Source organism: Kitasatospora brasiliensis, assembly GCF_032654805.1.
In the GTDB taxonomy this organism is placed as follows: domain Bacteria; phylum Actinomycetota; class Actinomycetes; order Streptomycetales; family Streptomycetaceae; genus Kitasatospora; species Kitasatospora brasiliensis.
The window spans coordinates 1,389,555-1,412,091 of record NZ_JAUOOW010000001.1 but is presented as its reverse complement, the minus strand read 5'-3'; the positions used below and the strand labels follow the sequence as shown (position 1 = coordinate 1,412,091).

Annotated in this window: 23 protein-coding genes; 10 read left to right on the top strand and 13 right to left on the bottom strand. The window is 73.1% G+C overall.

Translation table 11 applies throughout. From position 1 onward, the window contains the following. Positions 1–504: 504 nt before the first annotated feature. On the bottom strand, positions 505–2,595 hold the full coding sequence (locus QWJ13_RS06335; RefSeq protein WP_316521061.1) for a hypothetical protein: 2,091 nt from the start codon (positions 2,593–2,595) through the stop codon (positions 505–507). Positions 2,596–2,798: 203 nt separating this feature from the next. Between QWJ13_RS06335 and QWJ13_RS06330 the strand changes: the two genes are divergently transcribed. The 4 genes from QWJ13_RS06330 to QWJ13_RS06315 are packed head-to-tail and all read left to right on the top strand — an operon-like array spanning position 2,799 to position 5,623. Next, entirely contained in the window at positions 2,799–3,746 is a 948-nt protein-coding gene (locus tag QWJ13_RS06330; protein WP_316521060.1) for an SPFH domain-containing protein, read from the top strand. Positions 3,747–3,755: 9 nt separating this feature from the next. Next, a complete protein-coding gene (locus QWJ13_RS06325; protein WP_316521059.1) occupies positions 3,756–3,983 on the top strand; it encodes a type II toxin-antitoxin system antitoxin in 228 nt (75 codons plus the stop codon). A gap of 37 nt (positions 3,984–4,020) precedes the next feature. Further along, a complete protein-coding gene (locus tag QWJ13_RS06320) occupies positions 4,021–4,689 on the top strand; it encodes a GOLPH3/VPS74 family protein (RefSeq protein WP_316521058.1) in 669 nt (222 codons plus the stop codon). 22 nt (positions 4,690–4,711) lie between these two features. Further along, positions 4,712–5,623 (top strand): 1-aminocyclopropane-1-carboxylate deaminase/D-cysteine desulfhydrase, encoded by a 912-nt coding sequence (locus tag QWJ13_RS06315; RefSeq protein ID WP_316521057.1) that lies wholly within the window; start codon positions 4,712–4,714, stop codon positions 5,621–5,623. Positions 5,624–5,668: 45 nt separating this feature from the next. Here the strand turns inward: QWJ13_RS06315 and QWJ13_RS06310 are convergent, their stop codons facing one another. Both QWJ13_RS06310 and QWJ13_RS06305 read right to left on the bottom strand, forming a co-directional pair. Continuing rightward, entirely contained in the window at positions 5,669–7,192 is a 1,524-nt protein-coding gene (locus QWJ13_RS06310; RefSeq protein WP_316521055.1) for an LCP family protein, read from the bottom strand. 121 nt (positions 7,193–7,313) lie between these two features. Then, a complete protein-coding gene (locus QWJ13_RS06305; protein WP_316521054.1) occupies positions 7,314–7,778 on the bottom strand; it encodes a MarR family winged helix-turn-helix transcriptional regulator in 465 nt (154 codons plus the stop codon). Between the two features lie 131 nt (positions 7,779–7,909). On the opposite strand from QWJ13_RS06305, the gene QWJ13_RS06300 reads away from it, so the two are divergent. Further along, positions 7,910–8,935, top strand: coding sequence for an NADP-dependent oxidoreductase (locus QWJ13_RS06300; RefSeq protein ID WP_316521052.1), 1,026 nt, complete (start codon positions 7,910–7,912; stop codon positions 8,933–8,935). Positions 8,936–9,299: 364 nt separating this feature from the next. Next, the gene (locus tag QWJ13_RS06295; RefSeq protein ID WP_316521050.1) at positions 9,300–9,794 is read left to right on the top strand and encodes a DUF3145 domain-containing protein; all 495 of its coding nucleotides are present in this window, start codon (positions 9,300–9,302) and stop codon (positions 9,792–9,794) included. 91 nt (positions 9,795–9,885) lie between these two features. Here the strand turns inward: QWJ13_RS06295 and fabF are convergent, their stop codons facing one another. The 5 genes from fabF to QWJ13_RS06270 all read right to left on the bottom strand — a co-directional run bounded on the left by fabF (position 9,886) and on the right by QWJ13_RS06270 (position 14,956). Further along, positions 9,886–11,151, bottom strand: coding sequence for a beta-ketoacyl-ACP synthase II (fabF, locus tag QWJ13_RS06290; protein ID WP_316521049.1), 1,266 nt, complete (start codon positions 11,149–11,151; stop codon positions 9,886–9,888). Between the two features lie 185 nt (positions 11,152–11,336). Then, entirely contained in the window at positions 11,337–11,579 is a 243-nt protein-coding gene (locus QWJ13_RS06285) for an acyl carrier protein (RefSeq protein ID WP_316521048.1), read from the bottom strand. A gap of 111 nt (positions 11,580–11,690) precedes the next feature. Beyond that, entirely contained in the window at positions 11,691–12,722 is a 1,032-nt protein-coding gene (locus QWJ13_RS06280) for a beta-ketoacyl-ACP synthase III (RefSeq protein WP_316521046.1), read from the bottom strand. Beyond that, a complete protein-coding gene (locus tag QWJ13_RS06275) occupies positions 12,719–13,669 on the bottom strand; it encodes an ACP S-malonyltransferase (RefSeq protein ID WP_316521045.1) in 951 nt (316 codons plus the stop codon). Before QWJ13_RS06275 ends, QWJ13_RS06280 begins: the two co-directional genes overlap by 4 nt. 90 nt (positions 13,670–13,759) lie before the next feature. Beyond that, on the bottom strand, positions 13,760–14,956 hold the full coding sequence (locus QWJ13_RS06270; RefSeq protein ID WP_316521713.1) for a PucR family transcriptional regulator: 1,197 nt from the start codon (positions 14,954–14,956) through the stop codon (positions 13,760–13,762). A gap of 237 nt (positions 14,957–15,193) precedes the next feature. Here QWJ13_RS06270 and QWJ13_RS06265 point away from each other — a divergent pair, with 237 nt between their 5' ends. Further along, a complete protein-coding gene (locus QWJ13_RS06265) occupies positions 15,194–15,970 on the top strand; it encodes a pirin family protein (protein ID WP_316521043.1) in 777 nt (258 codons plus the stop codon). Here QWJ13_RS06265 and QWJ13_RS06260 read toward each other — a convergent pair. Further along, positions 15,967–16,800 carry a serine hydrolase domain-containing protein gene (locus QWJ13_RS06260; protein WP_316521041.1) on the bottom strand — a complete coding sequence of 278 codons (834 nt, stop codon included), beginning with the start codon at positions 16,798–16,800 and terminating at the stop codon, positions 15,967–15,969. The genes QWJ13_RS06265 and QWJ13_RS06260 overlap by 4 nt on opposite strands. A 121-nt stretch (positions 16,801–16,921) precedes the next feature. Between QWJ13_RS06260 and QWJ13_RS06255 the strand changes: the two genes are divergently transcribed. The 3 genes from QWJ13_RS06255 (at position 16,922) to QWJ13_RS06245 (ending at position 19,601) form a co-directional block, all read left to right on the top strand. After that, a complete protein-coding gene (locus QWJ13_RS06255) occupies positions 16,922–17,425 on the top strand; it encodes a MerR family transcriptional regulator (RefSeq protein WP_432277436.1) in 504 nt (167 codons plus the stop codon). Beyond that, positions 17,422–18,447 (top strand): aldo/keto reductase, encoded by a 1,026-nt coding sequence (locus tag QWJ13_RS06250; RefSeq protein WP_316521039.1) that lies wholly within the window; start codon positions 17,422–17,424, stop codon positions 18,445–18,447. The genes QWJ13_RS06255 and QWJ13_RS06250 overlap by 4 nt, the downstream gene beginning before the upstream one ends. A 173-nt stretch (positions 18,448–18,620) precedes the next feature. After that, positions 18,621–19,601, top strand: a complete 981-nt coding sequence (locus QWJ13_RS06245; RefSeq protein WP_316521038.1) for a helix-turn-helix transcriptional regulator — start codon at positions 18,621–18,623, stop codon at positions 19,599–19,601. 51 nt (positions 19,602–19,652) lie between these two features. Here QWJ13_RS06245 and QWJ13_RS06240 read toward each other — a convergent pair whose 3' ends face one another. The 4 genes from QWJ13_RS06240 to QWJ13_RS06225 all read right to left on the bottom strand — a co-directional run bounded on the left by QWJ13_RS06240 (position 19,653) and on the right by QWJ13_RS06225 (position 22,512). After that, positions 19,653–20,867, bottom strand: coding sequence for an alpha/beta hydrolase (locus tag QWJ13_RS06240; protein WP_316521037.1), 1,215 nt, complete (start codon positions 20,865–20,867; stop codon positions 19,653–19,655). A 185-nt stretch (positions 20,868–21,052) separates the two neighbouring features. Next, on the bottom strand, positions 21,053–21,400 hold the full coding sequence (locus QWJ13_RS06235) for an MmcQ/YjbR family DNA-binding protein (RefSeq protein WP_316521035.1): 348 nt from the start codon (positions 21,398–21,400) through the stop codon (positions 21,053–21,055). Continuing rightward, positions 21,394–21,762, bottom strand: a complete 369-nt coding sequence (locus QWJ13_RS34325) for a histidine kinase dimerization/phosphoacceptor domain-containing protein (protein WP_432277435.1) — start codon at positions 21,760–21,762, stop codon at positions 21,394–21,396. The genes QWJ13_RS06235 and QWJ13_RS34325 overlap by 7 nt, the downstream gene beginning before the upstream one ends. A gap of 72 nt (positions 21,763–21,834) precedes the next feature. Next, entirely contained in the window at positions 21,835–22,512 is a 678-nt protein-coding gene (locus QWJ13_RS06225; RefSeq protein WP_316521033.1) for a TetR/AcrR family transcriptional regulator, read from the bottom strand. Positions 22,513–22,537 lie beyond the last annotated feature (25 nt).

Sequence of the window (22,537 nt, the reverse complement as noted above, 5' to 3'; positions counted from 1 at the left end):
AAGTGCTCTGCCTCGGTAAGGCTCTCCCTTGGACCAGGTTTCCGGCGAGGGAGTTGTTGCAGGTCAGCCGCTCGGCTGCCTATGCCCACCCTTCTTGCCGGAGGGCCTTTGGGGATCCTGTGGGGAATGCGCGGCAGCGAAGGCGAGTGAAAGTCAGTGAAGGCCGGAGACGGCCTGAGGGGCCAAAGGGTTCCTGACCTGGGAAGACAGGGAAGAGCAGTGAAGCGCGGCGAAAGCCGATCAAACTGCGAATGGGTCTCATAATCCCTTGGTCGTGGGTTCGAGTCCCACCCGCCCCACTTCTTCTTCTTTCCCCCGGCGGCTGTCGGCCTTCCGAGAAGGCCTCTGACCAGCCCGGACGCCGGAGCCGCGTCGAGTGGAACTGTAGGGCAGGAATCCCGCCCGCCGGGGTTTGCCACGCCGCGATTCACCCGGCCGTCGGATGCTCACGACTGTGGGGCCGTCACCGTTCGCCGGTGACGGCCCCACAGTCGTGAGCGCGGGTCAGTGGAGCCGGACCGGCGTGGCGACCAGCTCGCCGTCCTGGCGGTGCAGCACGGAGACGGCCAGGTCCGGGAGCGTGCCCTCGGCGGCCATCGCCTTCAGGTCGGTGACCAGCGGCGAGCCCTCGTCCAGGTAGAAGCGCAGCGGGGTCTTCGACTCGCGGGTGGCGAGGTCGGCGATGTCCTGGGCGTTGCGGTGGGAGAGCGCCCACTCCCACAGCGGCGCGGCGGCGGCCTGGTTGCGGTTGAGCACGCTCAGCCAGAGGTTGTCCTCGATCCCGCTCCAGTCCGGGTAGGGGTCGTGGAAGACGCGGTTGCCGACGAGGGAGACCGGCATCCGGCCGTCCTGCGGGTCGTCGTCGTGGATGGCGGCGATCCGCTCGGCCACGTTGTAGTGCGCGCCGGAGCCGCGCACCTGGGCCCGTCCGGGGCTGCCCTTCCAGCCGGCCTGGCCGGAGTCCGGCTGGGCGTTGCTGAGGACGGCGAAGGCCAGGCAGCCCGTGACGGCGACCACGGGAACGCCGGAGCGGATCCGGGACCAGGCGGTGCGGCCGGCGCCGGGGGCCGGTGCGGTGCTCGGGCCGGCGAGCACACGGCGGCCGAACGCGGGCAGCAGGGCGGCGGCGAAGCAGATCACTCCGACGACCATCAGCTGGTGGATCATCTTCTCGTAGAAGTACGAGGTGGTGCCCGCCGTGTGGAGCTGGTACTTCATCACGCCGTAGCAGAGCAGCGAGACCGAGGCGAGCGAGACCAGGGCGACCTTGCGCACGCGGTTGGCGCGCGCGCCGCGGGTCAGCAGGCCCAGGAACGACGCCACCACGAGGGGCAGCAGCAGGTGGCGGCCGACCGGGCTGATGCTGCCGGGCAGGGTCAGGACGTCCGCCGAGCCGGCCGAGCCGGCGTTGGTGAACGGCGGGAACAGCGTGAGGGCGCCGGTCACCGCGGCCGTGGCCAGTACGGTCGGCCAGTGCCGCAGGCAGTCCCGCCAGTGCATGGCGGCCCAGGCGAGCACCACGGCGGCGACGGCCGGCAGCAGCAGGTAGTGGCCGAAGGAGATGCCGACGGTCAGGGCGCCGAGCGCCGTGACCTGCTCGCGGAAGCGGTTGAGCGGCCTGATCGCCAGGGCGATCAGCAGGGCGAACAGCCCGAGCGCGAAGATCTCGCTCAGGAAGCCGCGGGCCTGCAGCTGCGGCACCTCGGCGACGACCAGGTAGATGGCGGCGGGCACTGCGAGGGCCAGGGCGCGCCAGCCGCGCAGCGCGGGGCCGGCGACCCGCTGCACCGCCCACAGGACGGCGACCGCCAGACCGGCCGCGGCCAGGGCGGACAGCAGGACGAAGAGCGACATCTGGGCGAGCGGGGAGTCCTGGGAGGTGCCGCCGTGCAGGAAGCTGGTGATCACGGCCAGCGTCAGGTGGCTGCCCTGCGGGTAGGTGTCGAGGCCCTGGGTGACGGTGGCGGCGGCCGCGGCCTTGTCCAGGGTGGTCAGGCCGCCCAGGCGCAGGATGGTGTCGTACAGCGCCGCGTGCCGGGCGAGGTCCTCGAACGAGATGATCAGGCCCAGCCGCTCGGTGGCGTTGCGGCGGATCACCGGGTACAGCGTGAACACGACGGCCGCGGCCGCCGGCAGCAGCAGGGCGATGTCCCGGGTGGGGAGCAGCCGGCGCAGCCGTGCCCCCGGCCGCTCGGCCCGGCCGGCCGGGCGGGGGCCCTGGGCGAGCAGGATCGCGATCAGCGGCACGGCGGTGGCCTCGGCGAGTGCCACCGGGTGCAGGCCCCACGGCCAGTAGCTGGCGAGCAGGCTGAGCCCGCAGGTCCAGCCGATCAGGACGCCGCCGGAGATCATCAGGCGGTCGAAGGCGGTGGTCCGGGAGCGGATGAGGGTCGCGGCGGCGTACCAGACCAGCCCGAAGCTCAGCAGGTCGGCCGAGACCAGGTGGAGCAGCGGGGGGAGGACCAGGAGGGCCGCGACGAGCCGCAGCTGCGCGGCGTCGGGCCGTTCGAGCCGGGCCCACGGGCGCTGCCGTTCGGTCCCCGCGCCCGGGCTTGTTCTGTCCGGCGTGTCGATGGACTCGGCAAGCGCTGTCATGGATGGAGCTCCCCCACAAATGATGCTGAGTGTTCAGAAAACAGGCGGTAAGTATGAACATTCGGACGGGGTCACAAGTCTGCCGCATCGGTGGCATACCGGGAGTATCGGGGTCGTCCCGGTACGGACGTGTGGCGTAACGCGGAGAAAAAGTGATATCACTTTGACATCGGATGCGGATGCTCGACGAAGGAGTCGCTCCCATGACCACACCGCGTATCGCCGTCGAGGACGGCCCCGTCCTCGACCTCCCGACCCCCAAGATCACCGAACGGGCCATCACCGGCGCGGCCGGCCTGCCGGCGCTCGGCGGCGCCCTGCTCGGCCTGCTCGCCGGGGTCGGCTCGTTCGTCGTCGGCGCGGCCCGGCTGTCCGTCCGCGCCGACGCGCCGGGCATCGCCCTGATCGTCGCCGGACCGCTGCTGGTGCTCGGCTCGGTGCTGCTGATGTGCGGCCTGACGGTGGTCTCGCCCGGCCAGGCCCGGGTGGTCCAGCTGCTCGGCCGCTACCGGGGCACCGTCCGCGCCGAGGGCCTGACCTGGCTGAACCCCTTCACCAGCCGCCGCCGGATATCCACCCGGATCCGCAACCACGAGACCGAGACCGCCAAGGTCAACGACGCGGACGGCAACCCGATCGAGATGGCCGCCGTGGTGGTCTGGCAGGTCGAGGACACCGCGATGGCGGTCTTCGAGGTGGACGACTACGCCGACTTCGTCGCCATCCAGACCGAGACCGCCGTACGGCACATCGCCACCAGCTACCCGTACGACGCCCACCACGAAGGCCAGCTGTCGCTGCGCGACGGCGCGGACGAGATCGCCCGCAAGCTCTCCGCCGAGATCGCCGCCCGGGTCGCCTCCGCCGGAGTGCGGGTCATCGAGTCACGGATCACCAGGCTCGCGTACGCTCCGGAGGTCGCTCAGGTGATGCTCCAGCGCCAGCAGGCCGGGGCCGTGGTCGCGGCGCGCAGGCTGATCGTCGAGGGCGCCGTCGGGATGGTCGAGGAAGCGCTGGACCGCCTCGCCGAACGCGATGTCGTGGACCTGGACGAGGAGCGCAAGGCCGCCATGGTGAGCAACCTCCTGGTGGTGCTCTGCGGCGACCGCGGCACCCAGCCCGTCGTGAACACGGGCTCCCTCTACCAGTAAGGCGAGGCCTTGGCGACGGAACGGAAGAAGCTCCTGCTGCGACTGGACCCTTCAGTTCACGACGCCCTCGCCCGGTGGGCCGCGGACGACCTGCGCAGCACCAACGCACAGATCGAGTTCCTGCTCCGCCGCGCCCTCACCGACGCGGGGCGGATGCCCGGCGGCGCGGCCCGGCTTCCCCGGCGCGGACGCCCGCCCAAGGAGAGCCCGGAGACCGGCGGTCCCTCGGAGGAGTGACCGCGGTCGGGCCCTCGACAGACCTTCGGAGACGTAGATGGACCTGCCCGTCAACCTGCCCGAGAAGCTGTACCTGCTCGCCTACGACCCCCGGCGCGCCCGCACCACCCAGCACTCCACGCTCAACCTGCTGCTCCAGGCGGCGGCGCTGACCGAGCTGCTGCGCCGGGGCCTGCTGTACGAGGAGGGCCGCAAGGCCGTCGCCCGGGTGCGCACCGGCGCGGCCGAGGCCGGCCTCGACCCGTACAGCGCCGCCCTGCTGGAGCAGGTCAAGGGCGCCCGGCCGCGCAGCTGGAACGCATGGATCGGCCGCGCCAAGAGCGCCGGGCGCGACCAGCCGGTCCGCCGGGTCCGGGACGGCCTGGCGGACGCCGGCCTGATCACCCTGCGGCCGCACCGGGTGGCCGGGCTGTTCCCGGTGACCCTGGTCACCCTGGACGACCCCGGCGCGCGCGAGGCGCTGGCGGCCGCCGTCACCAGGGCGCTCACGGGGCCGCTCAGCCGGGTCGACCCCGCCGACGCGGCGCTGACCGCCCTGGTCGCGACGGGCAGGCTCCGCTCGGCCCTGAGCGCCGGGCAGCGCCGGGAGTACCGCGGCCGGATCAAGAAGCTGGCCCCGGCGGCCGGGCCCGTCCCGCGCGCGCTCACCACGGCACTGGGCCGGCGGATGGCGGGCCAGGCGGCGGAGCACGCGGCCATGGGCTGAAAGCCGGGCTTAAGCTGGCCGGATGCTCGAACCCGCCCTGCTGCCGACCCCGCTGGTGGACTGCGCCGACGAGGCCTTCGCCCGTGCCGGGGTGGAGCTGCGGCTGAAGCGGGACGACCTGCTGCACCCGATCGTCCCCGGCAACAAGTGGCGCAAGCTGGCGCCCAACCTGGCCGCCGCCGTCGAACAGGGCCACACCCGGCTGCTGACCTTCGGCGGCGCGTACTCGACCCACCTGCGGGCCGTCGCGTCCGCCGCCGGGGCGCTCGGACTGGAGAGCGTCGGGCTGGTCCGCGGCGAGGAGCTGGCCGACCGGCCGCGCAACTGGTCGCTGCGGGCCGCCGAGGCGGCCGGGATGCGGCTGGAGTTCCTGACCCGGGCCGAGTACCGGGAGGCCACCGGCCGGGCCGCGGGGGAGCACGGCACCGACGCCCTGCTCCGCCGCTGGGGCCCGTGCCTGGTCCTCCCGGAGGGCGGCTCCAACCCGCTCGCCGCCGTGGGCGCGGCCGCCATCCCGGCCGAACTGCCCGACCTCGGCGAGCGGGACGTGGTCTGCTGCCCGGTCGGCACCGGCGGCACCCTGGCCGGCATCGCGGCCGGCCTGCCGGCGGGCGCCCGGGCGCTCGGGGTGGCCGTGCTGCGCGGCGGCGAGGGCTACCTGGAGGCCGAGGTCGCCCGGCTGCACCGGGCGGCGTACGGACGCGAGTTCGGCAACTGGCGGATCGACCACGCGCACCACGGTGGCGGCTACGGCAAGGTCCCGGCCGAACTCGCCGACTACGCCGAGGAGTTCGAAGGCCGCCACGGTATTCCGCTGGAACGCCGCTACGTCGCCAAACTGCTCGCCGCCCTCGCCGACCTGACGGCCGCCGGCGCCTTCCCCCGCGGCACCCGCCTCACCGCCGTCGTCACCGGCCTTCCCGACCCGGAGTAGGCAAGGCCCCGCCCGTCCGAAAGGCGGGCGGGGCCAGGGCGGGGGTCAGCCGAAGGTCAGGTTGGCGCAGGGGTCGGTGTCGGCGTTGCGGGTGTTCTCCGCTATGCCGGTGGGGATGCCGTTCGGGGTGGGGGCGGGTGCGGGGGTGGCGGCCGCGGTGGGGTCGGCGGGGGCCGGGCTGGGGGCCGCCACCGAGTTGATCTGGGTGCCCGCCGTCCGGAAGTCGGCGCCGAGGATGACGGTGATCCCGCCGGAGCCGGGCTCCTCGACCGCCTTGGCGCCCGGGAAGAGCGCCACGACCTGGTCGGCGGCGGCCTTCAGCGCGGGGTCGTAGGAGACCACGGTGGTCTGGTGCCCGGGGGTGTTGTGGCCGAGCGTGATGTCCTGGAAGCCGCGCGCCTTGAGCGTCTCGGCGCCGGAGTTGGCCAGGCCGGGCGTGCCGACCCCGTTGACCACGGTGATCGGTGCCGAGGCCTGCTCCGGGGCGAGCGGGGTGTTCGGGCCGGCCGGGTCGGCGCTGGGGGAGGCGACCACCTGGCCCGTGCCGGCGGTGCTCTGCCCGTCCAGGGTGCGGTCCTCGCGCAGCAGCTTCCACAGGGTGTCGGCGTCCGGCTGGACCAGCCGGACCCGGTCGCCGGCGAAGCGCCAGGGCGCGGTGACGAAGGTGACGTCGGAGAGCTTGATGTCCTGGACCGAGCGGGCGAAGTCCACCAGCTTCATCGCGGTGCCCAGCCCCTCGTCCACGGTGAGCGACTTGGTGGCCGCGTCGGCCAGTGGCAGCAGGGTGGGCAGCGAGAAGCCCTGGCTCTGGACCTTCTTGATCATCGAGGAGAGGAAGGCCTGCTGGCGCTTCATCCGGCCGATGTCGGAGTTGTCGCCGATGCCGTGGCGTATTCGCAGGTAGTCCACGGCGGACTGCCCGGAGAGCTTCTGGAGGCCCTTCTTGAGGTGGATGCCGTACTCGTTGACGTCGTTGGGCACGCAGGCGTCCACGCCGCCGATGGCCTCGGACATCGTGGCCGCGCCCTTGAAGTCGACCACCATGGTGTGGTCGACCCGCAGCCCGGTGAGCTTCTCGACGGTGTTCTGGGTGCAGGCCGGGTTGCCCTTGGGGGCGAGGCCCACGCTGAAGGCGGAGTTGAACATCTGGTCGTACTTCGGCTTCGTCCAGGTGCCGTTCGGCAGCTTGCAGGACGGGACGGTGACCAGGGTGTCGCGGGGGATGGAGACGCCGACGGCGTGCTTGTGGTCGGCGTAGATGTGGATCAGGATCGCGGTGTCCGAGTTGCCGACGCCCGCGTCGCCGCCGCCCAGCGAGTCGTTGCCGTCGTCACGGGTGTCCGAGCCGAGCAGCAGCACGTTGACCGGGACGGAGGCGCCCGGGGTGGCCGGGACCGGGGCCGGTGGGCGCTCGGTGGCGGGGGCGACGCCGCCCGCGTCGAAGGTGGTGATGTTGTTGTCCAGCCGGTGGTAGAACCAGGCTCCGGCGCCCACCACCGACAGCACCAGCACGGCGGCCAGTCCGATCGCGGTCCGCAGGTAGCGGCGTCGGCGCGTGCTGCTGCTCATCCTCGTGCCCCCCGTCTTCAGGAAATTCCCAGCGTTCGATGTTCGAACGTTAGACGCACCGGAAGGCGGTTCGGTTACCCCCCTGGGGCTATCGAATAGCCCGCGGAGCTTGTGATGCTGGTCACGCCCCCGGGCCGGACGCGCCCGCGAGCATCCGGCGGAGCAGATCGCGCAGCGCCGTCCGCTCCTCCGGGTCGAGCGCGGCCAGCGGCTCCCGGGCGAAGTTCAGCGATTCGCGGAGCTCCTCGGAGGCGGCCGAGCCGGTGCCGGTGGCGGCGACCAGCTTGACCCGGCGGTCGTGCCGGTCGGCCTCGCGGGTGACGAAGCCGCGGGATTCGAGCCGGTCGACGATGCCGGTGATGTTGGACGGCTCGCAGCTGAGCGTCTGGGCGATCTGGCGCATCGGCATCGGCCCGCGCCGCAGCAGGGCGAGCACCTTGGCCTGGGCGCCGGTGAGCGAGCGGGCGGCGGCGGCGTCCTCGTACTCGCGGTGGAACAGCGCGACCAGGTTGGCCATCAGGTCGACGACCTCGCGGGTGATCTCGTCGGGCTGCGGCGCGGCTTCCTGGACCGGCTGAGTGTTCATGGCCGAGAGTCTACCTGAAAAGTTGACATAGTGAACCTTTCATGCCCATGGTTACTTCACTTGCTCAACTTTCCAGGCTCGTGAACCCCACGCGGCCCCACGACCGCACCGACCCTCAAGGAGTGCCCGATATGGCAGAGCAGGCCACCCCCGCGACCGCCCGTGAATGGCACCTCGCCGCCCGCCCGCAGGGCTGGCCGGTGCCGGCCGACTTCGCCCTGGTCGAGGTCCCGGTCCGGACCCCGGAGCCGGGCGAGATCCTGGTCCGCAACGCCTTCCTCTCGGTGGACCCCTACATGAGGGGGCGGATGAACGATGTGAAGTCGTACGCCCCGCCGTACCAGCTGGGCCGGGCCATGGACGGCGGCGCGGTCGGTTACGTCGTCGCCTCCGGTGCCGAGGGCTTCGCCCCGGGCGACGCGGTGCTGCACGGGCTCGGCTGGCGCGAGTACACGACCCTGGACGCCAGGCACGCGGTCAAGGTCGACCCGGACGCCGCCCCGCTCTCCGCCTACCTCGGCGCGCTCGGCATGCCCGGCATGACGGCCTACGCCGGCCTGCTCGCCGTCGGCGGCCTCAAGGAGGGCGACAGGGTCTTCGTCTCCGGCGCGGCCGGCGCGGTCGGCTCGATGGTCGGTCAGATCGCCAGGCTCAAGGGCGCCTCGCTGGTGGTCGGTTCGGCCGGCTCGGCGGAGAAGGTCGCCAAGCTGGTGGACGAGTACGGCTTCGACGCCGCCTTCGACTACAAGGCCGCCCCGGTCGCCGAGCAGCTCGCCAAGGCGGCCCCGGAGGGCATCGACCTCTACTTCGACAACGTCGGCGGCGACCACCTGGAGGCCGCGATCGGCGCGCTGAACGTGCACGGCCGCGTGGTGCTCTGCGGCGCGATCGCCCAGTACAACGCGACCAGCGCGCCGGCCGGTCCGCGCAACCTCGCGCTGGCCATCGGCAAGCGGCTGCGCCTGGAGGGCATGCTGGTGAACGACCACGCCGCGCTCCAGCCGCAGTTCGTCGCGGAGGTGTCCGGCTGGCTGAAGTCCGGTGAACTGCGGACCGAGGAGACGGTGGTGGACGGTTTCGAGAACGCCACCGAGGCCTTCCTCGATCTGCTGCGCGGCGTCAACACCGGCAAGATGGTCGTCCGCCTGGAAGGCTGACGTCCCGTCAGGAAGCTGACCGCCCCGCCACCCCGACCGGGTGGCGGGGCGGTTCGCTTCGGGCGGCCCCGGCCGGGTGTGCGGGGGTTCCGACCGCAATACCGCATTCCGGCCGGATCCGAAAGTGCGTCATCCATCTTGTGACCTGGCGCGGTACGGTGGTCCCGCCAGGCGATGGGGCCGTTCGGGGGAGAGATCCGGCCGGGGGGTAGACCTCGTTGAGGATTCGACTAGCATTGAGCGAAAGCCTGTCCGTTTTGCTCAATTTAGTAGCTTAATGTCGGCTAACGTGGCTAACTGCGGGTCAACTGTAGGCGCGAGGCAGCTGGGGAAGGCGACCCTCGTCCACAGCCTGGAGGTCCCGGTGACGACACGTGGAGTTCTGTACATCCACTCCGCGCCCCGCGCGCTGTGCCCGCACGTCGAGTGGGCCGTCGCAGGGGTGCTCGGTGTGCGGGTGAGCCTGGACTGGATCCGCCAGCCGGCCGCACCCGGGCATTGGCGTGCCGAGCTGTCCTGGCAAGGAGAGCTCGGTACGGCTTCGAAGCTCGCCTCCGCGCTGCGCGGTTGGCAGCTGATGCGGTACGAGGTGACCAGCGAACCGTCCGCCACGGCGGAGGGGGAGCGGTACAGCAGCACGCCCTCGCTCGGCATCTTCCACGCCGTCACCGGCATCCACGGAGACATCCTGATCCCCGAGGACCGGTTGCGGGCCGTCCTGCTGCGCGCCCGCAGCGAGGGGGCCGACCTGGAGGCCGAGATCGCCCGGCTGCTCGGCAAGCCCTGGGACGACGAGCTGGAGCCGTTCCGGTACGCGGGCGAGGGTGCGCCGGTGCGCTGGCTGCACCAGGTGGTCTGACCGGCCCGGAGCGGGTACGACGAAGGGGCCGGCGCTCGCGGAGAGCGCCGGCCCCTTCCTCGTCGGCCGCGTCAGGCGTTGCCGTCGGGCGTCAGCGGGTGCGGAAGGCCAGCACCACGTTGTGGCCGCCGAAGCCGAACGAGTTGTTCAGCGCCGCGATCCGGCCCTCGGGCAGCGGACGGGCCTCGCCGCGGACGATGTCCGCGTCCACGTCCTCGTCCAGCTCCTCGACGTTGATGGTCGGCGGGGCCACCCGGTGGTGCAGGGCCAGCACGGTGGCGACGGTCTCGATACCGCCGGCGCCGCCCAGCAGGTGACCGGTCATCGACTTGGTGGCCGAGATGGCGATGTGGTCGAGGTCGTCGCCGAGCTCCTTGCGCAGCGCCTTCAGCTCCGCGGTGTCACCCTGCGGGGTCGAGGTGGCGTGCGCGTTGACGTGCACGATCTCGGCCTTGTCCAGCTCGTTGCGCTCGAACAGGTCGGCCAGCGCGCGGGCCACGCCGGCGCCGGTCGGCTCGGGCTGGGCGATGTGGTGGGCGTCCGAGGACAGGCCCTGGCCCACGGCCTCGCAGTAGATCCGGGCGCCGCGCGCCTCGGCGTGCTCGACCGACTCCAGCACGACCACGCCGGCGCCCTCGCCCAGCACGAAGCCGTCACGGGCCTTGTCGTACGGGCGGGAGGCGAGCTCGGGCTCGTCGTTGCGCTTGGACATCGCCATCATGTTGGCGAACGCGGCGATCGGCAGCGGGTGGACCGCGGCCTCGGTGCCGCCGGCCACCACGACGTCGGCGCGGCCGGTACGGATCATCTCGATCGCGTAGCCGATCGCCTCGGCGCCGGAGGCACAGGCGGAGACGGGGGTGTGCACACCCGCGCGGGCGCCGACCTCCAGACCGACGTTGGCCGCCGGGGAGTTGGGCATCAGCATCGGGACGGTGTGCGGGGAGACCTTGCGGGCGCCCTTCTCCTTCAGTACGTCGTACTGGTCGAGCAGGGTGGTCACGCCGCCGATGCCGGAGGCGATGACGGTGCCCAGGCGCTCGGGGGCGAGCTTGGAGGCCTCGTCGGTGGCGGGGGTCTCGTAGCCGGCGTCGGCCCAGGCCTCGCGGGCGGCGATCAGCGCGAACTGCGCCGAGCGGTCCAGCTTGCGGGCCAGCGGGCGGGGCAGGATGTCGCCCGGCTCGACGGCGGTCCGGGCGGCGATGCGCACCGGAAGGTCCTCGGCCCACTCCTCGGTCAGGGCAGCCACGCCGGACTTGCCGGCGACCAGGTTCTCCCAGGTGCTGGCGGCGTCGGCGCCCAGCGGCGTGAAGGCGCCGATACCCGTGACGACCACGGTGCGATTTTCAGCGGTCACTGGTTTCTTCTTCTCTCACGTGTGCGGGGGTCGGCGGCGTGGCCGAGGATGGGCCCGGCCGGGCGCCCGGTGTGTGGGCGTCCCGGCCGGTGGGTCGGCCCGGCTGGGTCAGCCGGGCCGACAGGTCAGCCGTCTTGGGCGTGCGGGACGCCGGACGGGCTGGCCGAGTCGAACGAGTCGATCGCTCAGGCGTTGGTGAGGATGTACTCCACCGCGTCGCCGACGGTCTTCAGGTTCTTGACCTCATCGTCCGGGATCTTGACGTCGAAGCGCTCCTCGGCGGCCACGACGACCTCGACCATGGACAGCGAGTCGACGTCCAGGTCATCGGTGAAGGACTTGTCGAGCGCGACATCCTCGGTCGGGATACCGGCGATCTCGTTGACGATCTCGGCGAGACCTTCCAGGACCTCGTCCTTGGTAGCCATACTGGCTGCTCCTCTTCGGTGTTGAACGCGTCCGGCCGGCGGCCGGACACAGGCGTGTGGATCGGGCCAATGGGCCCAATGGGGCGAGCGCACCCAAGGGGGCGAGTGCGCCTAGGGGAGAGTAACGACTGCCGCGGCGTACACGAGACCCGCCCCGAACCCGATGATCAGGGCCAGGTCCCCGCTGTGGGCCTCGCCGCCCTCCAGCATGCGTTCCATCGCCAGCGGGATGGAGGCCGCGGAGGTGTTCCCGGTTTCGGCGATGTCGCGGGCGACGGGCACCGACTCCGGCAGCTTGAGCGCCTTGATCATGGCATCGGTGATGCGCATGTTGGCCTGGTGCGGGATGAACGCGCCGAGCTGGTCGGCGGTGATCCCGGCGGCGTCCAGCGCCTGCTGGGCCACCTTGGCCATCTCCCACACGGCCCAGCGGAAGACCGGCTGGCCGTCCATCCGCAGGGCCGGCCACTTCATCTCCTCGCCCGCGCCGTTGACGGCGTCGGCCTTGGTGAAGACGGTGTCCCAGGCCTCGGTCTGGGTGATCAGGTCGGCCTGCGAGCCGTCCGAACCCCAGATGAGCTTGCCGATGCCGGGAGTGTCGGACGGGCCGACGATCGCGGCGCCGGCGCCGTCACCGAAGATGAAGGCGGTCGAGCGGTCCGACTTGTCGGTCAGGTCGCTGAGCCGCTCGACACCGATGACCAGCACGTACTCGGCGTTGCCGCCGCGGACCATGCCGTCGGCCAGGCCCAGGCCGTAGCCGAAGCCGGCGCAGGCGGCCGAGATGTCGAAGGCCGGTGCGGTGCCGCAGCCGAGCCGCTCGGCGATCTCGGTGGCGATCGCGGGGGTCTGCTTGAAGTGCGAGACGGTCGAGACGATCACGGCGCCGATCCGGTCGGCGGTGATCCCGGCCTGGGCGATGGCCTTGCCCGCGGCCTGGATCGACATCTCGGCGACGGTCTCCTCCGGGCCCGCCCAGCGGCGCTCGGCGATCCCGCTGCGGGTGCGGATCCACTCGTCCGAGGAGTCGATCCACTCCAGGACCTCGGAGTTGGGGATCACCCGGACCGGACGGTAGCCGCCGACACCGTGGATGCGCGAGTACTGCGCGCCGCTCACCGGACGGATCTGGGGCTTGGTCATGCCTGCTTCTCCTGCTCCTGACCGCCGTGCTCCGCGATGAGCTCGCGGGCCTTGTCCAGATCGGCGGGGGTCTTGAGGGCGAGCGTGGCCACACCCTTGAGGTTGCGCTTGAGCAGCCCGGTGAGGGTGCCCGCGGGGGACAGCTCGATCACGGCCGTCGCGCCCAGCTGCCCGAGGGTCTCCATGCAGAGGTCCCAGCGGACGGGGTTGGAGACCTGCGACACCAGGCGCGCCAGCACCTCGGTGCCGGAGGTCACGACCTCGCCGTCCTTGTTGGAGACGAAGCGGACCTGCGGGTCGGCCGCGGTCAGGGTCGGGGCCAGCTTGGCCAGCCGCTCGACGCCCGGGGCCATGTGCTCGGTGTGGAAGGCGCCGGCCACCTTGAGGGCGACCAGCTTGGCGCGGGCCGGCGGGTCCGCCTTCAGCGCCTCCAGCTGGGCCAGCGTGCCGGCGGCGACGATCTGGCCGCCGCCGTTGTTGTTGGCCGCGGTCAGGCCGTGTTCGGCCAGCTTGGCGGCGACCTCCTCCGGCTCGCCGCCGAGCACGGCGAGCATGCCGGTCTCGGTGACGGCGGCGGCCTCGGCCATGGCCCGGCCGCGCTCGCGGACGAAGGTCAGCGCGTCACGGGCGGTGAGCACTCCGGCGCCGGCGGCGGCGGTGATCTCACCGACGCTGTGGCCGACCACGGCGCCGACCAGCTTGCGGGCGGCGACCTCGTCCGGGAACAGCTCCCGGGCGGTCATCAGACCGGCGGCGACCAGCAGCGGCTGGGCGACGGCGGTGTCTTTGATCTCCTCGGCGGACGCCTCGGTACCGGCGTGCACAAGGTCGAGCCCGGCGACCTCCGACCAGCCACGCAGGCGGTCGGCGACACCGTCCAGCTCCAGCCAGGGGCTGAGGAAACCGGGGGACTGGGCACCCTGTCCAGGGGCGACGATTACGAGCACGGTTCAACCCTCTCTCGCCAGGCACCCAGGGGCGGGTAGGCGACGGTAACGAAGAAAACCATCCGGGATTGTATGGTCCCTACACTCCGGCTAGCCGTGATCGCCGGAGGTGTCCAGCCGGCCGAGGGCCAGGGCGATCCGCAGGGTGAAGGCCGAACGCACGTCGGACGGGGCGTATCCCGTGACGTCAGTCACACGTCGGAGCCGGTAGCGCACCGTGTTGGGGTGGACGAAGAGCATCCGGGCCGCACCCTCCAGCGAGGAGGCCTGCTCCAGGTAGACACTCAGCGTCTCCAGCAGGGCCGAGCCCGCCTCGTCCAGCGGTGTGTAGATCTCCTCCACCAGCTGGCGGCGCGCGGCCTGGTCGCCGGCCAGGGCCCGCTCGGGCAGCAGGTCGTCGGCCAGCACCGGGCGGGGGGCGTCCGGCCAGGCGGAGCAGGCGCGCAGGCCGGCCGCGGCGGCGTGCGCCGAGCGGGTCGCGGAGAGCAGGTCGGGCACGGTCGGGCCGACCACCACCGGGCCCGGCGCGAACTGGCCGATCAGCGCCCGGGCGGCGTGCACCGGCTCCTTCTCGCCGCCGACCACCACCACCAGGCGCTTGCCCAGCACCCCGGTCAGCACGTTCAGCTTGGCGTACCGGGCGGCCCGGCGGATCGCCTCCACCACCAGCTCGCTGTCGCCGTCCGGCGCGCTGCCCATCACCACCCGGACCTGGCTGGGCTGGCCCCAGCCGAGCGCCGCGGCGCGGGACAGCACGCCCTCGTCGGCGTCGCCGGACAGCAGCGAGTTGACCACCAGCGCCTCCAGCCGGGCGTCCCAGGCGCCGCGCGCCTCGGCGGCCTGGGCGTACACCTGGGCGGTCGCGAAGGCGATCTCCCGGGCGTAGACCAGCACCGACTCCCGCATGTCCGCCTCGTCGCCGGGGGCGGCCACCTCCTCGATGGCCTCCTCCATCACCTCGATCGTGGTGCGGATCAGCTCGACGGTCTGGCGCAGGGTGATCGCCCTGGTCAGCTCGCGCGGGGCGGTGCCGAAGACATCGGTGGAGATCGCCTGGGCGGCGTCGGGGTGGCGGTACCACTCGGTGAAGGCGGCGATGCCGGCCTGCGCGACCAGACCGATCCAGGATCGGTGCTCCGGCGGCATCCGCCGGTACCAGCCGAGCTGGTCGTCCATCCGCGAGATCGCGGCGGTGGCCAGCTTGCCCGAGGACTTCTCCAGCCGCTTGAGCGTCGCCGCCCGGCGCTCGGCGCGCTCGGCGGCGTTTCTGCGCTCCTGCGCGGTCAGACGGGGCGCCGCGCGACCGGGGCGGTCACGGCCCGACCGGGCGGCCGGGCTCTTCCCGGCGGGTTCGGCTGCGGGGCTGGGACTGGGGTCGCTCTTGGAGTTCGCGGAAGCGGCTGACACAAGGACAAGACTGCCTCACCCGGGTGACTGCTCGTGCACGCCCCCCGGTGGAGCGACGCGGTGGCAAGGGTCACACGGCGACGTCACCCTCCGAGTGACACCCGTTACGGTGGGGGCGTGACCGAAGCCGTTGACCGCCCCCGTGCCGATCTGCGCCGCACCGCCGAGCGCTACCGCTCCGCCCCGGCCGAGGGCATCGAGACCAGGCACGCGTTCTCCTTCTCCGGCCACTACGACCCGAAGAACACCCACTTCGGCGCGCTGCTCGCGTGCAACGAGGAACTCCTCGCCCCCGGCGCCGGGTTCGAGGAACACAAGCACCGGGACACCGAGATCCTCACCTGGGTGCTGGAGGGCGCGCTGGCCCACCGGGACTCGCACGGCCACGGCGGGGTGGTGCGCCCCGGGATGGTCCAGCACCTCAGCGCCGGCTCCGGCGTCACCCACACCGAGCGCAACGTCGGCGGCGCCACCGGGCCGGTGCGCTTCGTCCAGATGTGGCTCCAGCCGGACGAGTTCGACGCCGCCCCGGCGTACGGACTGCGCAAGGTGGAACCGGCGGACGGCGGGTTGACGCTGCTCGCCTCCGGGCTGGCGCGCGACGCCGGGACGCCGGCCCTGCGGCTGCGCCGCGGCGACGCCGCGCTCTGGCTGGCCACCGCCGGGCCGTGGCAGCCGCTGCCGCGACTGCCCGAGGCGCCCTGGCGGTACGCCCACCTGACGGCCGGCTCGCTGGGCTACCGGACGGTCCCGGGCCCCAAGGGCGCCGGCCGCTCGATGGTCCCGGGCGACAGCGTGCGGATCACCGGCGACGCCTTCGCCGACCCGGCGGCGGGGGAGACCGGCGCGGAACTCCTGCTCTGGGAGATGCACTCGCCGGTCTCGTACGGCTAGTTCGCGAGTTCCGCCAGTACCGCGTCGGAGAAGGCCGGCCAGGCTTCGACCGCCCACGGGCCGAAATCGCGGTCGGTGAGCGCGACGCAGGCCACGCCGGCCTGCGGGTCGACCCACAGGAAGGTGCCGGACTGGCCGAAGTGCCCGAACGTTTCGGCGGAGTTGGCGGCGCCGGTCCAGTGCGGGCTCTTGCCGTCGCGGATCTCGAAGCCGAGGCCCCAGTCGTTCGGGCGGTGGTGGCCGTAGCCGGGCAGCACGCCGCTGGTACCGGGGAAGGCGACCTCGCGGGTGGCCTGGCGGACGGTGGACGGGTCCAGCAGCTTGGGCGACTGCAACTCGGCGGCGAACCGGGCGAGGTCGGCGACGGTGGACAGGCCGCCGGCGCCGGCCGGGGACTTGTGCGCGGTGTTGATCAGGGTGTCGGTCATCCCCAGCGGCTCGAACACCGCCTCCGCGGCGTAGCGGGAGAACTCGATCCCGGCGGCCTCGGACAGCGCCCGCGCCAGCGCGCCGAAGCCCGCGTTGGAGTAGAGCCGGCGCTTGCCGGGCTCGGCGAACACCCGGTCCTCGTCGAAGCCCAGGCCGGAGGTGTGCGCCAGCAGGTGGCGGACGGTCGCCCCGGGGGGCCCGGCCGGGTCGTCCAGCTCGAACACGCCCTCCTCGACGGCGACCAGCGCCGCGTACGAGGTCAGCAGCTTGGTCACCGAGGCGAGCGGGAACAGGTGCTGCTGCGGCCCGTGCGCGCCCAGCACCGCGCCGTCGGCCCCCCGGACCACCGCCGCCGCGGCATGGGGCACCGGCCAGTTCTCGATCATCCGCAAGCTCTCCATGGGGTCCGACTGTAGTCGGGCGGGAGAACGGGCGATGGGCCACCCGGGTGCCAGACTTGCTTGGAGTGCACTCCAACTCGCTAGCGTCGTTCACGTCGCACAGGACAGGGGGAGACGAGCGATGGCCACACCCGCACGCATCGAGATCGACATGCGCAGCTGCTCCGAGGTGTACAGCCGCCCGGACGGGGATCCGGACCGGACCCCGCGGCACACCATCAGCGAGGTCGCCGCCGCGAGCGGTCTGACCGCCCACACGCTGCGCTGGTACGAGCGGATCGGCCTGCTGGACCCGGTCGACCGGGTCGCGGGCGGCCAGCGCCGCTACTGCGACGCCGACCTGCACCGGCTGGCCTTCCTGGGCCGGCTGCGGCTGACCGGGATGCCGGTGGCGGACATGCTCAGGTACGTGGAGATGGCCCGCCAGGGCGAGCGGACCTACCGGGAGCGCCAACAGCTCCTGGAGGCCCAGCGCGAGGAGGTCCGGCAGAAGATCACGGACCTCCAGGCCACCCTCGCCGTCCTCGACTACAAGATCGACCACTATGCCGGGAAGGTCGCCGACGCGACCGGCGCCCCGGCCCGTTGCCAGTACCACCACGCAGAGGAAGAGCAGAGCGCATGACTCAGACCGTCCTTCCCACCGTCGAACTCGGCACCGGCGGCCCGCTGGTGGGCGTCCAGGGCCTCGGCTGCATGGGCATGAGCGAGTTCTACGGCCAGACCGACACCGACGAGGCCCTCGCCACCCTGGACGCCGCGCTGGAAGCCGGCGTCACCCTCTTCGACACCGCCGACATGTACGGCCACGGCCGCAACGAGGAGCTCATCGGCCCCTTCGTCCGGGCCAACCGGGACAAGGTGGTGATCGCCACCAAGTTCGCCGTGGTGCGCGAGGAAGGGAACGGCGGCGTCGGCTCCGTCCGCGGCATGATCAGGAACGACCCGGCGTACATCCGGACCGCCGTGGACGCCTCGCTGCGCCGCCTCGGCGTCGACGTGATCGACGTCTACTACATGCACCGCCGCAACCCGGCCGTGCCGCTGGCCGACTCGGTCGGCGCGATGGCCGAACTGGTGACGGCCGGCAAGGTGCGTCACCTCGGCCTGTCCGAGGTGACCGGCGCCGAGCTGCGCGAGGCGCACGCCGTCCACCCGATCGCCGCGATCCAGTCCGAGTGGTCGGTGTTCGCGCGTGACGTCGAGCGCACCGCGGTGCCGGCCGCGGCCGAGCTGGGCGTCGCCTTCGTGCCGTACTCGCCGCTCGGGCGGGGCTTCCTGACCGGCGCCTTCCAGAACGCCGAGGACCTCCCGGCGGACGACTTCCGCCGCATCTTCCCGCGCTTCACCGGGGACAACGCGGCCGCCAACGCCGAACTGCTCGCCCCGCTACGGGAGATCGCGGCGGCCCGCGGCGTGACGACCGCCCAGGTCGCGCTGGCCTGGGTGCACCAGCGGGCCGAGGTGCACGGGCTGGCCGTGGTGCCGATCCCCGGCACCCGCAAGCGCAGCCGGCTCGCCGAGAACACCGCGGCGGCGACGCTGCGGCTGAGCGCCGAGGAGCTGGCGCTGCTGGAGCCGGTGGCCGACCGGGTGGCGGGGGACCGGTACGCGGACATGAGCGGCACCTCGGCGGGGCGCGAGTAGCGAACGGCCGTGTCGGGCCGGGGAGTCGGTCGACTCTCCCCGGCCCGGCGGGCATCCCGGACGGGGCTCATCCGGGGTCAACTCCCTGGTGTCGGGTGGTGTTTCGGTCCGGGAACGCAATCTCCCAGTAAAACCTGACAGCCGTCGTCAGGATTGCTGGGATTCTTGGAGCCATGAAGGCCGACCGCCTGCTCTCGATCCTCCTGCTGCTCCAGACCCGCGGCCGGGTGCCCGCCACCGAGCTCGCCGAGCGACTGGAGGTGTCCGTGCGCACCATCTACCGCGACGTGGACGCGCTCTCCGCCGCCGGGGTGCCGGTGTTCACCGAACGCGGGCGGCGCGGCGGCATCGGCCTGCTGCCCGGCTACCGCACCGACGTCACCGGCCTGACCGCGGACGAGGCCAGGGCGCTGTTCGTGCTCTCCGCGCAGGGCGCGCACGGCGACCTCGGACTGGACGGCGCGCTCGGCTCGGCGCTGCGCAAGGTGATGGCGGCGCTGCCGGCCCCGCGCCGGCCGGCCGCCGAGCGGATCAGCGAGCGGATCCTGGTCGACCCGGCCCGGTGGCCGCGGACCCCGGTGGCCGCCGGCCCGGACCTGGGGGAGTTGCAGTACGCCGTCTTCGCCGACCGGCGGCTGCGGCTGCGCTACCGGCACGGCGGCACGCCCGCGCCGGTGGAGTACACCGTCGACCCGTACGGGCTGGTGAGCAAGGCCGCGGTCTGGTACCTGGTGGCCGATCTGCACGGCGAGCCGCGGCTGTTCCGGGCCGACCGGGTGCTGGCCGCCGACACCACCGAGGAGGCGGTGCGGCGCCGGAGCGGGGTCGGGCTCGGCGACGTCTGGGCGGTGCTGCGCGAGCAGGTGGAACGGCTGCCGAAGGACGTGCCGGTGCGGGCGCGGGTCCGGCGCGGACGGCTGGACGTGTTCCTGCGCATCCACGGCGGCCGGGTCACCGAGCCGCCGCCGGAGCCGGCCGGCGGGCCGGCCGAGGAGTGGGTCGAGGTGGCGATGGCCTTCCCGACCCCGGCGGCCGTCCGCTCGCTGCTCACCTTCGGCGCGAACGTCGAGGTGCTCGCCCCGCCGGCCGCCCGGCGCGAACTGGCCCGGGCGGCGGCGGACGCCCTGCGGCTGTACCAGGACCAGCCGGCTTAGAGCGTGTCCTGCGGATCTCCGCCGGGTCCGACGAAACCCACAAGAAGCGCCCTAGGAGCCCGGGTTGGCCCGGATCACGTCCTGGTAGCGGCCGAGCGAGATCGCCGCGAAGTTGTGCAGGCTGTCGGTGCCCTCGGTGAAGTAGCCGTTGTGGCCGGCCGCGCGGGCCGAGGAGATCTGCTCGGCGCCGAAGCCGCCCGCGGTCGGGTCGGCGCCGTGGCCGAGCCCGCCGACCTCCAGGAACGGCACGTTGCCGATCCAGTCGCTGGGGTTGCGGGTGGCCCAGACGTGCACGCCGGTGCCCAGCTCGCTGGTGCTCTGCACGCCCATGCCCGGACTGCCGAAGACCATCAGGTCGGTGATGCCGGAGGTGTCGGACGGCGAGGCGGCCGCGCGCGGGATCTCCGGGGCGACGGAGCCGCAGACCACCGAGCCGTACGAGTGGCAGAGCAGCGACGGCGGCGCGTCGGGCCGGGTGGTCTCCTTGAGCCCGGCGAGCAGCCGCTCCAGCCGGGGGGCGGCGACGTCGGCGAGCCGGGAGGTGGCGGCGTCCGGGCCGAGGCCGGAGGGGGTGACGTAGCCGGTCCAGGAGATCACGGCGGTCCGGGTGTTCGGGGCCTGGCGCTGTTCCTCGGCGTAGAGGGCGCGGGCCATGCCGGCCGGGGAGCGCAGCGGGTCGGCCGCCTGGTCGAAGTGGCCGAGGTCGGCGTCCGAGCCGGGGACGACGACGGCGATCCGCTCGGCGTCGGCGAGGTCGCCCCACACCTCGCTGACCAGGCCGCGGCCGCGCGGGTCGAAGGCCAGGACCTGCCGGTCGGGGGCGAGCAGGTGCTCGACGTCGTTGGCGCGGGAGACGGCCAGCGCGCGGGCGTCGGAGCCCAGCTTGTGGTCGTTGGCGCGGGCCCGGGCGGCGTCGCGCTCGGCGGTCAGGGCGATCCGGTTGGCGCGGTAGCGCAGCTCCAGCGGGGCGCCGTCGTAGTTGCCGACGACCAGCGGGTACTCCTGGATCAGCCGGTCCAGCTCGGTGGGTGCCAGTGAGGCGAAGAACCTGGCGGCGGCGGCCGGGGTGGTGCCGGCCGGGTCGGGCAGGGAGCGGCCGAAGGAGTGGTCCTGGACCCAGGCGGCGCTGCCGGCCGGAGGCGTGGAGATCGCCAGCTGTTCGGAGGAGACCGCGGCCGCGGCGGCGGAGGCTCCGGCGTCGGCGAGCACCGCGCAACCGGCGAACGCCCCGATCAGTACCCGCTTCCAGCGTCGACGGTTGCGCACCGCACCAACTCCCTTGGGGTCCGTCACCGTTTCGCGGGCGGCGCCCGGAGGGTGCGATAACTCTGCTGACTTCCCTGCGCAAGCCTAGGGCGCCCGGAGGGGTGACGGGAACGCCTAAACTGTGGGATGGATCACATGAACCGGGGATGTCCTGGCGGCGTCCTGATGGGGCCGGTCAGGGGGGTCTAGGCGGAGTTCCGGGTGTCGAATTCGCGGACCATCCGCTTGGGCGCCGTCCGCCGCCAGGCCTCGGTGACCAGGTCGTGCAGCTCGTCCCCGTCCACCAGGTCCAGCCGGACGCTCACCCAGCCGTGCCGCCCGACGTAGGGGGCGGAGGAGAACACCTCGGGCTCGGCGGCGAGCAGCTCGGCCTGGTCCTCCGGGGACGCCTTGACGGTGACCCGCTCCCCGTCGGGCGCGCCCATCGCGAAGATCCGGCCGCGGACCCGCAGCGTCTCGATGTCCCAGGTCGGCTCCTGGGCGGCCTCCGGCAGGGCCAGCGCCATCGCGCGAAACTCGTCGAACGTCACCATGGCCGCAGCGTATCGGGGGCGCGGACCGACCGGCCCGCGCCCCGCTCGTGCCGCGCCCGCCGGCGCGCGGGCGAGCGGCCGTCGATGGTCGGCGGCACCCGGGTCCGCACGCCCGGCTCCGCCGTCGGCTCGGCCGGCACCCCGGCCCGGCCCACCGTCTCGACCAGCTGGGCGAGTTGGCCGGCGCCGGGCTGCGGGGCCCGCTCCCCGGCGGCCTCTTCGCCGCGCAGCACGCCGAGCAGCCGACGCATTTCGGCCAGCGACTCACGGGCGGTGCCGGCGATCGCGGTGAACTCCTCGGCGGCTTCGGCCGGCACCTCGGTGATCCGGTACGGCGCGCCGGCGGCCTGCACCGCGATCACCGGAGCGCGAACTTCCGGGCCGTACCCGGGTATCGGGTGACACCCGGGTAGGACGTGGGGGCGCCGGTGGTACTACCGCCAGTGGCCGGCCAGGGCCGGGGCGAGGTTGTCGAAGTAGCGCTCGATCACCGCGACCATGCCCTCGGGGCCGGGCGGCTGCTGTCCGGCGCTCCAGGACATGTGGGCCGAGCGGAGCAGGCTGGCGAAGACGGCGGCGAGCACGGCCGGGCGCAGGTCCTCGGTCGGGTCCAGGCCCTCGCGCTCGGCGAGCACCTGGACCACCAGTCGCTCCTGCTCGGTGACCCGGCGCAGGTGGGCGGCGAGCAGCGGGGGAGTCTCCTCCAGCATCCGCATGAGTTCGAGGGCGCTGTGGATCGAGTCGGGGCTGGTGGTCTCCGCGCTGCCGAGGTCGAGCCAGGCCTTGACGATCGAGGCGCGCAGCGCCTGGAGCGGGGTCTCCTCGGCCGGGCGGTTGCGCAGGCACTCGATGAAGTAGTCCTCGGCGACGGCCATCACGGCGAGCGCGACCTCGTCCTTGTTGGCGAAGTAGCGGAAGAAGGTGCGCTGGGAGACGTCGACGGCGGAGGCGATCTCGTCGACGGTCGTACGGGCGAAGCCCTGCCGGAGGAAGAGCTTGTGGGCGGCCTGGACGAGGGCGTCCCGGGTCTGCTGCTTCTTGCGCTCGCGCAGCCCGGGCGGGTGGGCGGAGCCCTCCGGGGTGTCGGTGGTGCGGGGGGTGCGAGCGGCCATGGTGGGGGCCTTCCGGAGCGCTGGG